The organism is Micromonospora sp. R77 (assembly GCF_022747945.1).
GTDB lineage: Bacteria > Actinomycetota > Actinomycetes > Mycobacteriales > Micromonosporaceae > Micromonospora.
The window spans coordinates 4,083,887-4,096,228 of the sequence record NZ_JALDST010000001.1 but is presented as its reverse complement, the minus strand read 5'-3'; the positions used below and the strand labels follow the sequence as shown (position 1 = coordinate 4,096,228).

Genomic DNA, 12,342 nt, shown 5'->3' with positions numbered 1-12,342 from the left:
CCCACCAGGAACTCTGCCGGTCGGGAGCGCGCGGGTGCTCCCCGGTGCGGGGGATTCCGCTCCCCCGCACCGGGGCTCACCGCCCGGTGACCTCCGCGAGGACCGCGGCGATCGCCTCCTCGACCCCTTCCTTCGCCAGCCCCAGGTCGGCCAGCACGCCGTGGCCACCCTCCTCCTCCAGCAGGGCGAGCAGGAGGTGCTCGGTGCCGATGTAGTTGTGGCCGAGCCGCAGCGCCTCCCGGAAGGTGAGTTCCAGGACCTTCTTGCCGCGCGCGTCGTAGGGGATCAGGTCGGGGACCTGGTCGGCCGCCGGGGCCAGCCTCGCGGTGACGACCTGCCGGAACCGCTCCAGCGGTACGCCCTGGGCGACGATGACCCGCGCGGCGATCGCCTCGGGCTCGGCGAGCAGACCGAGGGCGAGGTGTTCGGGGCGGATCTCGGGGCTACCGGCCGCCCGCGCCTCGTCCTGCGAGGCGATCACCACGTTGCGGGCGCGCGGGGTGAAGCGGCTGAACCCGGCATTGGGGTCGAGCGCGGCGGCGGTCTCGGCCTTGGCGGCGGAGCGCTTCTGGGCGGCCTGCTTGGTCACCCCCATGCTCCGGCCGATCTCGGTCCAGGAGGCGCCGGAGCGGCGGGCCTGGTCCACGAAGTGGCCGATCAGGTGGTCGGCGACGTCGCCCAGGTGGTCGGCGACCAGGACCGCGTTGGCGAGTTGGTCCAGCGTGTCGGTGTGCACCTTCTTGATGCCCTCGATCAGCTCGTCGAGCCGGACGTTGGCGATCGGGAGAGGATTCGTCATGCGTCAACCGTAGGTTGACGATTCGAATTCGTCAACCAACGGTTGACGGTGTGCCACCCTTGCCACGGCATGCCGAACGCCCCGGCCCGCGAACGGACCGGGGCGTTCCGCAAACGCGGGTCAGGCGACGAAACGGGTCCGCCGCCGCCGGGCGACCAGGTAGCCGACGCCGCCGAGCAGCAGCAGTGCCACCCCGGCCGCCACCGCGCCGACGGTGTTCGAGCCGGTCACCGGCAGCCCGCCGCCGTCACCGCCGCCCGCACCGGGAGCCGCCGGGCTCCCACCGGGCGTGCCGGCCGGTGCCGTGGAGGTGGGTACGCCGCTCGGGCTGGTGCTGGCCGACGGGCTCCCCGTGGCCGACGGGCTGGCACTGGCCGACGGACTGGCCGTGGTCGACGGGCTGGTGCTGGCCGACGGGCTCGCCGTGGTGGTCGGCGGGGTGACGAGCGTGGCGTACACGAAGTTGGTCGGCCGGGGCTCGCTCGGCAGCGGCAGCTCCCGGGCGGTCAGCGGCAGCGCGGCCCCGGTGCCGCGTACGGCGGTGCTGCCCAGGTCGGCGTCGCTCTGCGCGAGCTTCTGCACGCCGCCCCGCTCGTCGGCCCACGCCTTGCTGAACCAGCGGTAGACGACCACGACGACCTTGTCGGCCCGCGCGTCCGCCTTGGTCACGATGAGGTCCCCGGACGGGGCCAGCGTGGCGTGCGCGGCGAGTTCGTCGTCGAACTCGCACCAGGCGATGTCGAGGTTGCTGTCCACCGCGTACCAGCAGTTGCCGTACGTGGTGACCAGGTCGAGGTCGTCGACGGCCCGCACCTGGACGACGAGACCCTTGACCGGCGCGTCGCCGAGGTTGGTCACGCCCAGCGACGCCGGTACGACCTCGCCCGGCTTGACCGGGTACTTCACGTTCCGGCCGGTGGCCGGGTCCTGCTCGGTGACGGCGGCGAGCGTGGCGGTGTCCACGCCCGGCGCGGCGGCGTGCACCGGCGCGGGCGTGGCCACCAGGCCCGCGGTGAGAAGCGATACGCCCAGCGCGAGCCGGGCGGGAAGGTGAACGTTCACTGTGGATCCCCCGTTGGTCGGTCGACCCGGAGACCCTACCGGTCACTCTCCGGCTACGGGGTCCCGTCGTCGGCGGGCCGGCCCGGGCGGCCGGCCCGCCGCCGTCAGTGGGCCGCGAGCTTGGCCAGCAGCGCGACCTCGGCCGTCCGGGACCGCTCGATGCGCCCGGCCAGCTCGCGTACCCGGTCGCTGGTGCCGGCGGTGACCTGCGCCCGGGCCAGGCCGGCCGCCGTCCGCTGGTGCGCGCCGAGCACGTCGGCCAGCACCGCGTCCACCTGCCCGGCGGGGGCCGCGCGGAGCCAGGCCAGCCCGGCGACGGCGTCGCTGTGTCCGGAGTGGTCGTGCCGGGCGGCGGCGGCCACCGCCTCGGGCCCGGCGTCGCGCAGCCAGCCCCGCATGGTGGCGAGTTCGTCGGTCTCGGTCACCTCGATCGCGGCGAGCAACCGGCGCAGTTCCGGGTCGGTGGCGCGGGTGAGGCCGAGCCGGGTGAGCTCCAGCGTCTGCCCGGTGTGCGCCACCATCATGGTCAGGAACAGCACGTCGACGCTGCTGGCCGAGGCGACGGGGAGCGGTGGGCGGGCTGGCGGGTCGGCGGCGGCGACGCAGCCGGCGGTGGCGAGCTGCGCCACCAGCACGACCACGGCGAGCAGCCGACGCGCCGGCCGGCCGGGCAGCCGGGCGACGCCGGGCGCGGCCCACCGGGGCCGCGCCCGCGGCGGTCATGCCTGGGACCACAGCGCCGGCACGTTCGGCGGCTCCCAGCCGGGGAGCGCGGTGTGCGCCTGGAGGCACCGGTACGTCAGCCCGTTGTAGGTGACCCGGTCCCCCACCTGGTACGTCTTGCCGGCGGTCCAGGTGCCGCTCGGGGCGGGCGACCCGGTCGGGCTCACCGTCGGGCTCGGCGTGGGCGTGGGCGACGGGGCGGTCGGAGTCGGTGACGGGGTGGGGGTCGGGTTGCCGCCCCCGCCGATCTGGAGGTCCACGCAGGAATAGAAGGCGTTGGCGGTGTCGGCGATGTTCCAGATGGCGAGGACCTTCTGCCGGCCCGAGAAGCCACCGAGGTTGACCGTGTGCGAGACGGTGGCGTCCGGCTGGCGTCCACCACCGTCGACGACCGCGACCCGGGTGTTGCCGATCCAGTACTCCCAGTTGGCGGTGGCGTGTCGGGCGGTGTTGACCCAGGTGAAGGTGACCGAGCTGCCGACGGAGGTGGCGGGCCAGCCACGGCTGTCGTCGTTCAGCACGGCGAACTGGCTGATCCCGGCGTTGCAGCCGCGCAGACCCTTCGGGCCCTCGACGCTCTGCGGCTCGTACTGGATCTGGCCGCAGTCCGGCACCCGGCCCTGGGCGCAGAGCGCCTGCCGGCTGGGCGGTCCGGAGACGTAACCGTGGGCCTGGGCGGGCGCGGCGACGGCCAGGGTCGCGGCGACGACGCCGGTGGTGAGCAGCGGGACGGTGATTCTTCGACGCATGACGGCCACTCCTTCGGTCGGCACGGGGGGAACGTGCCATGAAGGTACTTTGAACTTTGTTAACAGTAAAGGCTCTTATCAATATCTGTGGCAGGACCTGAAGCACGGCGGCCCCTTGTCGGCGCCGAGCGCCGACAAGGGGCCGTCCTCCACAGTCCGGTCAGCGCCGCAGGGCGAGGGCGACCGATCCGGTCGCGGCCCCGGACGGGTCCACCACGACGGTGTACGTGCCGGTCGCCGGCAGGACGGTCGGCTCGACGCCGCCCGACCCGTTGACCACGCAGCCGCTGCTCAACGTCCGGCCGTCGGGGGCGCGCAGCTCCAGCGGTGAGCACTGGTCGGGCAGGGTCGCGGCGGTGGCGACCAGGGTCACCGAGGTGCCGGCGGTGGCCGTGAACCGGTACGCGGTGACCGCGCCGGGCCGGTCCACGGTGGCGACGACCGGCGGCCCGTCGACGTCGATGTCGCCGGTCCGGTCCCGGGTGGCGACCAGCCGCAACGTGACGGCGCCGACGGTCCGGTCCACCGGGTCCACCAGCACCGTGTAGGTGCCGTCGGCGGGCAGCAGGGTGCCGTCGACCTCGCCCGAGCCGTTGATCACGCAGCCGCTGCTCAGCGTCCGGCCGCCCGGGTCGCGCAGCTCCAGCGGGGAGCACTGGTCGGGCAGGCTGCTCTCCGGCACGTCCAGATAGATCCGCTGGCCCGCGGTGCCGGTGAACCGGTACCGGGCCAGCGCGCCGGGCTGCGTGAGGGTCGCCGTCACCGCCGGGCCGTTCGGCGCGACGGCGCCGGCGACGTCCCGGGCGGCGTAGACGCGTACGGTGGCCCGACCCCGACCGTCGGCGGCGGCGGCGTCGACCAGCACCGCGTACGTGCCGTCCACGGTGAACTCGACCCGGTCGATGTGGCCGACACCGTTGATGTTGCAGCCGCTGGCCAGCTCCCTCCCGGCCGGGTCCACCAGCCGGTACGGGGAACACCGGTCGGGCAGCCCGGGAGCGGAGACGTCGACGAACACGGCCTCGCCGCGCCGGCCGGGGAAGGCCAGCCGGCCCTCGCCGGCCGTCAGCGTGGCGGTGGCGATCGGCGGTGCCACGATCGGCGCGGCGACCGGCGGGGCGACCTGCTCGGTGGCGGCCCCGCTGACCGCGAACTCCGACCGTCCGGTCACGCCCACGTCGAAGACGCACTCGGCGAACTGCCAGGCGTCGGTCAACCCCGCCCACCGGCACACCTGCTCGGCCCGGGCCCGCCGGTCCGGGGCGAGGTCGGCGGCGGTCGTCGCCCGGTCGGGGAACCCACGGTCGGTGAAGGTCCCGGTGTCCTCGCCGTCGGCATAGCTGAACAGGGAACCTTCCCCGGTGACCCGCCAACCGTCCGCGTACGCCGGGTAGAGCTTCTCGAAGGGCACCGGTTGGGTCAGCGCGGCGCCCGACGGGGTGGCGACGTCGTTGCTCGGGTCGCCGTCGAAGTCGCCGAGCAGGCCGTGCACCTTCCCGGCCCGGCCGGCCGCCAGCGTCATCAGCAACCGATAGCCGTACGGGCCGATCTGGTCGACCGCGGCGGCGGAGCCGTCCGGCCAGCGCAGGTCGTAGCCGTCCGCCGCACCGGTGTCGGAGGGCCGGCGGCCGAGCGTCCCGCCGCCGGGCACGGCGAGCTCGGCCGGTGGCGCGGTGACGGGTGCGCCGTCGACGCGTACCTCGGTGGTGCCGTGGACCAGCGTGAGGGTGACCCGGTGCGCGCCGAGCCGGAAGGCGACGGCGGAGTTGACCGACACCGTCCGCGAGTCCCCCATCGGGCTCTGCCGCACCTGCACGCCGAGCGGGTCACCGGCGGTCGAGTCGACCAGGACGAACTCGCCGACCGCCTGGAAGTCGTAGTAGTGGCGGTCGAAGGTCACCAGGTGCGGGTCGCCGTTGGTGCCGCCGCACCCGGGACCGCCGTCCTCGCAGAGCTTCTTCGGTCCTTTGGCCGGCGGCTCCTTCTTCTTGGGCTTCTTGCACTCGTCCATGCTCTTCGGCAGCGGCTTGCCCTTGTACTCGACGCGCGGCGACAGCCCCTTGGCCGCGCGGTAGCGGTTCTCCGCGAGGGTCGCCTTCACCTCGGCGGACTTGATCCCGGTGCTGCCGCACTCGCCCGCCGGCACCGCGTCGCGGGAGATGTCGTCGGCGTGGTTGAGCTCGTGGTAGAGCGCCGCGCAGGGATCCCGGGGCACCCCGTCGCCGTACGGGTCGACCGACGTCGGGTTCCAGGTCACCGTGGACGAGCCCTTGCCCTCCGGGCTGGTCGGGGTCTCGAAGGCGCCCGACTCGCCGGTGGTGGGGATGATCCGCACCCGGGGTGTCTTCTTGTCCCTGAGCCGGGGCAGGATGCCCGCCGGGTCGCCACCGGGCGCGGCGAACCCGGCGAGGCAGGCGTCCACCGCCTTCTGGAAGTCGACGCCGCTGACCGGCACGCCGGAGTTCGGGTCCACCTCGTAGTCGGCGCGCGCCGGCCGGCCACCCCCGACGACGATGCCGACGCCGATCAGCAGCAGGGCGACGGCGGTGGCCACGTGCCGGCGACGGCGACGGCGCGCCAGGAAGACGATCAGCACCAGGATCACCAGCGCGCCGACGGCGAGCAGCAGCAGTGCCCCGCCGAGCAGCCAGCGCCGGTCGACCCCCGGTCCGCCGGCACCGCCACCGACGGTGAAGGTGACGGTCCGCAGGAATGTCGCGCCCGCGCAGAGGTTCGTGGCGCCGGTCACCGGCAGTGCCGCGTACCCGGCGGTCACCTCGTACCGCCCGGGTGCGCCGACCGGCCACAGGGTGTCCAGTCCGGTGCCGTCGGGATTGGCGGCCACCGAGCGCAGCACGACGTCACCGGCCCCGGTTCCCGGGTGCACCCGTACCCCGGTCAGGGAGACCGTCGCGGTCCCACCCGGCGGCACGGTCGTCAGGCCGGCGGTGGCGGCGGCGCCGATGCCGTCGTCGTGGAAGCTGCGGCCGAGGAACGGCGCCAGGTCGCGCCCGTCCCGGCGGACGGAGGTCACCTGGACGGTGCCGTCGGGGGCCGTCGCCAGCCCGCAGGCCGCGCCGGTGGAGTTGGTGACGGTGAACGTCAACCGGACCGCGTCACCCGTCGCGTACCCCGGTCGGGTGGGGCGCAACTCCAGGCCGAGGCCGCCGTCGGCCGGCGCGGCGGAGGCCGCGGCGGGCCCCGCCACCAGGGCAGTCACGAGTACGGCGAGGCCGCCCGCGAGTCGAGCGATGAGCGTCATGCGCCGGACTGTAGGACAGCCACGCCGCCATTCCCGCCGACTGTCGGGCACCGGTCCCCACCACCTGTGCGGCAGCACCACGTCGGCGACGTCACGGGAGGTCCATCGGCGACGACAAAGGCCCTGGCCGAGGGCCAGGGCCTTGATCGTTGGTGCGCCGCCAGGGACTCGAACCCCGAACCCGCGGATTAAGAGTCCGCTGCTCTGCCAGTTGAGCTAGCGGCGCTCGCCGGCAACGGGGTGAAACGTTAGCACCACCCCGACCGGCCCTGCACCGGGGTCGGCCTCCGCCCGGCGTACCCCTGACGGGCGTGGTTGGTGGTCGCGCCCGCCGGCCCGGCGGCTCGCCCGGCGCGGGCCTCGGGTGCGACCCCGGGAACGACAAAGGCCCCGGGCCGGTGATACCGGAACCAGGGCCTTCGTGGTGGTGCGCCGCCAGGGACTCGAACCCCGAACCCGCGGATTAAGAGTCCGCTGCTCTGCCAGTTGAGCTAGCGGCGCTCGCTGACAACGGGGAGAACATTAGCACGCCCGCCGAGCGGGATTCCAACCCGATCCCCACTCCACCCTTCGGTCGAGCTTAACGGGCAGAAACCCCTAAACCTCTCGGCCGGCCGCCCGAGGGACGCAAGGTGATGGCAGTGATGCGGCACGATGTGCGCCAGGCACGCGAGAACAGAGGTGGGGATGGGCAGGTTCGCGCGGACCGGGGCGATGGTGGGCGTCCTGGTCCTGACCGCGTCACTGGCACTGACCGGGTGCGGTGACGACCAGAAGAAGGCGGAGTTCGTCAACGGCAGTGGGCCGACGGCAGCGTCGGCGACCCCGGGGACGTCCGCCGCACCGGCCACGTCGGCCCCGGTGGCCGCGGCCGGCGCGACGCTGCAGGTGAGCCCCGCGAACGGGGCCGCCAAGCGACCGGTCAGCACCGAGATCAGTGCGAAGATCCCGGGCGGCGGCAAGGTCTCCGAGGTGGTGCTGACGGCCGCCGGCGGCGACAAGGTGGAGGGGCGGCTGCGCCGGGACGGCTCGTCCTGGGTGCCGTCCAGCCCGTTGAAGTACGGCACCCGTTACACGGCCACCGTCACCGGGACCGGTACGGACGGGCAGACCCATGAGGGCACCAGCACCTTCACCACGATGGCGAAGCCGACCTCGATGATCGGCTCGGGCCTCTACCTCTTCGACGGCAAGACCTACGGGGTGGGCATGCCGGTGGTCGCCGAGTTCTCCCCCGGCATCCCGGAGAAGGACCGGGCGGCGGTGCAGAAGCGGATGTTCGTCCGGACCGATCCGCCGCAGCCGGGTGCCTGGCACTGGCTCTACAACGGCACCCAGGCCTACTACCGGGCGCCGGAGTTCTGGCAGCCGGGCACCACGATCACCGTGCGGCTGGGGCTGGCCGGGATGCCGTTGAGCAACGGCCGCTACGGCAACGTCGACCGGACGGCGACCGCGAAGATCGGGCGTTCCTTCGTGATGAAGGTCGACAACGCCAGCAAGAAGATGAGCGTCTACGAGGGCGGCACGCTGACCCGGACCCTGCCGGTGAGTTTGGGCAAGAAGAGCACCCCCTCCTCCAGCGGCACCATGGTGGTGATGGAGAAGAAGGAGTCGACGGTCTTCGACACCCGGGACGAGCCGGATCCGGCGAATCAATACGTCACGAAGATCGACTTCGCCCAGCGGCTCACCTGGGGCGGTGAGTACATCCACTCCGCGCCCTGGTCGGAGGGGGCGCAGGGCAAGCGGAACGTCTCGCACGGCTGCGTCAATGTCTCCGCGGTGAACGCCCGCTGGCTCTTCCAGAAGACGCTGATCGGTGACCCGATCACGGTCTCCGGCACCGAGCGCAAGCTGGTGCCGGGCAACGGCTGGACGGCGTGGAGCATGAGCTGGTCGGAGTTCGTCAAGGGCAGCGCCCTGCCGGTGCCGGACGGCGGCGCCGGACCGGCCTTCTAGGCGTCGTGACCGACCGTGGCCCGGTGCGCCGGGCCACGGTCGGCGACCGGGACGATGCGAACCGTACTCGCGGAGTGTCGCAGCGTAGCGGATCCGGTCATCATGGACGAGGTGTTCCGCTTCACTCCCGGCAACCGACACCGCCCCGCGCGCGTCAGTAGGGGACGATGGGGTTGGGGATCACGACTGTGAGGGAATCATGCGTACTGGCCAGGACGAGCTGATCCGGCGCCACACCGCCCGCCGGGACGGGCGTCGGCGCCTGGTGGCGGCGGGCCTGCTCGCCGCCACGCTGGCGTTCACCTCCGCGTGCACCGGCGGCGGCGACAAACCGTCGAGCTGGCAGGGCGGTGGGGAGAACGAGGCGAGCGGGCCGAAGGCCGCCGCCACCATCACCGCGCCGGCCGCCGACGCGAAGGACGTGCCGGCGTCGACCGGCATCACCTTCACCACCAAGGACGCCAAGGACGCCACCGTCGAGCTCAAGGACGCGGCCGGCAAGGCCGTCGAGGGCACGCTCGCCGAGGACGGCAAGAGCTGGCTTCCCGCTGGCGCCCTGGAGTACGGCGAGACGTACACCGCGACCGTGACGGCGACCGGCGACGACGGCAAGCCGGCGACGGCGACCAGCCACTTCACCACCATGGCCCGCCCCGGCAAGCAGGTCCGGATCAGCAGCTTCCTCGCCGACAACCAGGTCGTCGGGGTGGGCATGCCGCTGATCGTCAAGTTCAGCCGGGCCATCCCGCAGGACTACCGGGACGACGTCCAGCGTCGGATGTCGGTGACCGCCAAGCCGGCCCAGGAGGGCATCTGGCACTGGGTGAGCCCCACCGAGGTGCGGTACCGCCCGAAGGAGTTCTGGCAGGCCAACTCCGTCGTCTCCTATCGGGTGCAGGCCGGCGGCCTGCCGCTCGGTGACGGCTGGTACGGCCGCTCCGACCTCACCGTGGACGTGAAGATCGGCTCCTCGTTCGTGATGACCGTCGACAACCGCACCAAGAAGATGACGGTCACCAAGGACGGCAAGGTGGTCAAGACGATCCTGGTGAGCCTGGGCAAGAAGACCACCCCGTCGTCGAGCGGCACGATGGTGGTGATCGAGAAGCTGCGCAAGACGGTCTTCGACACGATGGAGGAGCTCGGTCCCGAGGAGGGCTACCGGACGAAGATCGACTTTGCCCAGCGGCTCACCTGGGGTGGCGAGTTCATCCACGCCGCGCCCTGGTCCGAGGGGGTGCAGGGCAAGGCGAACGTGTCGCACGGCTGCGTCAACGTGTCGATGGCCGACGGCGCGTGGCTCTTCGCCAACACCCGGGTCGGCGACCCGATCACCGTCGCCGGCACCGAGCGCAAGCTCCAGAACGGCAACGGCTGGACCGACTGGAACATGAGCTGGGACGAGTACGTCAAGGGCAGCGCCCTGCCGTACCAGCCGGCCCAGGACGCCAGCCCGAGCGCCGACCCCGGCACGGGTGACACGCCGACCGACGAGGCGAGCCCCACGCCGACCGCCTGACCTCGCTGGACGACGAGAGCCCCCTCCGGACGCCGGAGGGGGCTCTGTCGTGTGTCCCCGCCGTACCCGGGAACGACGGAAGCCCCCTCCCGGAGGAGGGGGCTTCCGTCGACTGGGGTGACTGATGGGAATTGAACCCACGACAACCGGGACCACAACCCGGTGCTCTGCCAACTGAGCTACAGCCACCATGCTCTCCGCGCCGGTTCGACCCGGGCGGGGCGCGGACCAATAATAGCCACACCCCGTGGGGGCCCGTCCAGCGGGTTCCCCACCGGGCGGCCGGGGCCGGTCAGAGCTGCGCGGCGATAGCCTTGGCGCTCTCCACGTCCGGCCCGGGGAGCGGGACGAAGACGGTACGCCGGTAGTACTCCAGCTCGCGGATGCTCTCCCGGATGTCCGCCAGGGCCCGGTGCGCGAGCCCCTTCTGCGGCTGCCCGAAGTACACCCGCGGGTACCAGCGGCGGCAGAGCTCCTTGATCGAGGAGACGTCGATCATGCGGTAGTGCAGGTGGGCGTCGAGGCGCGGCATGTCGCGGGCGATGAAGCCGCGGTCGGTGGCGATCGAGTTGCCGCACAGCGGCGCGCTGCGCGCGTCCTTGACGTGGCTGGTCACGTAGTCGAGGACCATGTCCTCCGCCTCGGCCAGCGTCACCGTGGAGCGTCGGACCTCCTCGGTCAGTCCGGACTTGGCGTGCATGGTCCGGACGATCTCCGGCATCCCCGCCAGCGCCGCCTCGTCGGCGTGGATGACCACGTCGACGCCCTCACCGAGCACGTTGAGATCGGGATCGGTGACGAGCGCGGCGACCTCGATCAGCGCGTCGCGCCCGAGGTCCAACCCGGTCATCTCACAGTCGATCCAGACGAGAAGATCAGCCACCGGACCAGACTACGCGCAGCCCACCTGCTCGCGCCTCGGCACGGTGGCCGGAGCGGACCGCTAGGGTTTCTGCGTGCCAGCCGAATCCGTAGCGCCACCCGCCGTCACCGAGGACGACCGGAGTGGCCGTACGGCACGGCGGGTGGTCACGGTGCTGGCGTTGGCCGCGATGCTGCCGGCGCTCTACCTGCCGGGGCTGGTGCACGACTTCTTCGACCTGAAGATCTACATGCGGGCGATGGACTGGTGGGCGGCCGGGCACCCGCTCTACGACTACGTGCAGCCGGACCGGGTGCAGGGCGAGCTCTACTTCACCTATCCGCCGTTCAGCGCCCTGCTGCTGCGGCCGTTCGCGCTGCTGCCGCTGGGCGCCACCGTGGCGATCTTCACCGGGCTGACCGTGCTCGGCGTGGTGGTGACGACCCGGTGGCTGGTGCTACCGGTGATCGCCCGGCACGACCTGCCCCGGCTGTTCACCGTCACGGTGGCGGTGCTGCTCGCGTTCGCGGTGGAGAGCACCCGCGAGACGATCACCTTCGGCCAGATCAACATGCTGCTGGTCGTGCTGATCCTGGCCGACCTGCTCTTCGCCGTACCCGGTGGGCGGCGGTGGGCCGGGGTGGGCGTCGGGCTCGCGACGGCCCTGAAGCTCTTCCCGGGCATCTTCATCGTCTACCTGCTGGCCACCCGGCGGTGGCGGGCCGCGGCCGTGGCGTCGGCGACGGCCGCGCTGGCGACCCTGCTGGCGGCGGCGGTCGCGCCGGCCGACTCGTGGCGGTTCTGGACCCACGAGCTGTGGGCGACCGGCCGGGTGGGGCGAACCGACTACACCGGCAACCAGTCGCTGTTCGGCCTGCTCAGCCGGATCACCGCGCCGGAGAAGCCGAGCCAGTTGCCCTGGCTGCTGCTGGTGGCCGTGGTGACCGGGTACGGGTTGTGGCGGGCCGCCCGGGCCGCCCGGGCCGGAGACGCGCTGGCGGGTCTCACCCTGACCGGGCTGGTCGGTGGGCTGGTCAGCCCGATCACCTGGACGCACCACCTGTACTGGTTCATCCCGGCGGTGGTGGTGCTGGTGGACGCGGCGCTGGGCACCGGCGCCGGCACCCGCGAGGGGGCCCGCCGTCGACGGTGGCTGTGGGCCCTGGCCGCCGGCACCGCGTTCGTGATCATCTACGGGGTGGTGACGTTCCAGGACTGGGGGGTAGCCCCGGCGCGGACGGACGACCTCGGGGAGTTCGTGGTCCGGAACGCGTACGTGCTGCTCAGCCTGGTGCTGCTGGTGGCGCTGCCGGCCCGGCCGGCGGCGGCCACGCCGGGAGAGCCGACCACGCCCGGAAACTTGCACCAAATGGACAGTTGACCCGCTGAGCCTCGTTCGGCGCT

General features: G+C 72.8%; 9 protein-coding genes and 3 tRNA genes. 3 read left to right on the top strand and 9 right to left on the bottom strand.

Going from position 1 to position 12,342, the window contains the following annotated elements; translation table 11 throughout:
• Positions 1-76: 76 nt before the first annotated feature.
• The 7 genes from MRQ36_RS19365 to MRQ36_RS19335 form a co-directional block, all read right to left on the bottom strand.
• On the bottom strand, positions 77-799 hold the full coding sequence (locus tag MRQ36_RS19365) for a Clp protease N-terminal domain-containing protein (RefSeq protein ID WP_242797432.1): 723 nt from the start codon (positions 797-799) through the stop codon (positions 77-79).
• Between the two features lie 120 nt (positions 800-919).
• A complete protein-coding gene (locus MRQ36_RS19360; RefSeq protein ID WP_242797430.1) occupies positions 920-1,861 on the bottom strand; it encodes an LPXTG cell wall anchor domain-containing protein in 942 nt (313 codons plus the stop codon).
• A gap of 104 nt (positions 1,862-1,965) precedes the next feature.
• Positions 1,966-2,502, bottom strand: a complete 537-nt coding sequence (locus tag MRQ36_RS19355) for a DUF305 domain-containing protein (RefSeq protein WP_242797428.1) — start codon at positions 2,500-2,502, stop codon at positions 1,966-1,968.
• A 78-nt stretch (positions 2,503-2,580) separates the two neighbouring features.
• A complete protein-coding gene (locus MRQ36_RS19350; protein WP_242797427.1) occupies positions 2,581-3,333 on the bottom strand; it encodes a lytic polysaccharide monooxygenase in 753 nt (250 codons plus the stop codon).
• A 160-nt stretch (positions 3,334-3,493) separates the two neighbouring features.
• Positions 3,494-6,595, bottom strand: a complete 3,102-nt coding sequence (locus MRQ36_RS19345) for a VWD domain-containing protein (protein WP_242797425.1) — start codon at positions 6,593-6,595, stop codon at positions 3,494-3,496.
• A gap of 150 nt (positions 6,596-6,745) precedes the next feature.
• Positions 6,746-6,821: transfer RNA gene (locus MRQ36_RS19340), tRNA-Lys, on the bottom strand.
• A 199-nt stretch (positions 6,822-7,020) separates the two neighbouring features.
• Positions 7,021-7,096, bottom strand: a tRNA-Lys gene (locus tag MRQ36_RS19335).
• Positions 7,097-7,282: 186 nt separating this feature from the next.
• On the opposite strand from MRQ36_RS19335, the gene MRQ36_RS19330 reads away from it, so the two are divergent.
• On the top strand, positions 7,283-8,557 hold the full coding sequence (locus MRQ36_RS19330) for an Ig-like domain-containing protein (protein WP_242797422.1): 1,275 nt from the start codon (positions 7,283-7,285) through the stop codon (positions 8,555-8,557).
• Between the two features lie 199 nt (positions 8,558-8,756).
• Entirely contained in the window at positions 8,757-10,076 is a 1,320-nt protein-coding gene (locus tag MRQ36_RS19325) for an Ig-like domain-containing protein (RefSeq protein ID WP_242797419.1), read from the top strand.
• Between the two features lie 113 nt (positions 10,077-10,189).
• Here MRQ36_RS19325 and MRQ36_RS19320 read toward each other — a convergent pair.
• Together MRQ36_RS19320 and orn are read right to left on the bottom strand one after the other, a co-directional pair.
• A tRNA-His gene (locus MRQ36_RS19320) sits at positions 10,190-10,265 on the bottom strand.
• Positions 10,266-10,368: 103 nt separating this feature from the next.
• Positions 10,369-10,959, bottom strand: coding sequence for an oligoribonuclease (gene orn, locus MRQ36_RS19315; RefSeq protein ID WP_308194886.1), 591 nt, complete (start codon positions 10,957-10,959; stop codon positions 10,369-10,371).
• A 73-nt stretch (positions 10,960-11,032) separates the two neighbouring features.
• Here orn and MRQ36_RS19310 point away from each other — a divergent pair, with 73 nt between their 5' ends.
• Entirely contained in the window at positions 11,033-12,319 is a 1,287-nt protein-coding gene (locus MRQ36_RS19310) for a glycosyltransferase family 87 protein (RefSeq protein ID WP_242797415.1), read from the top strand.
• Positions 12,320-12,342: the final 23 nt, after the last annotated feature.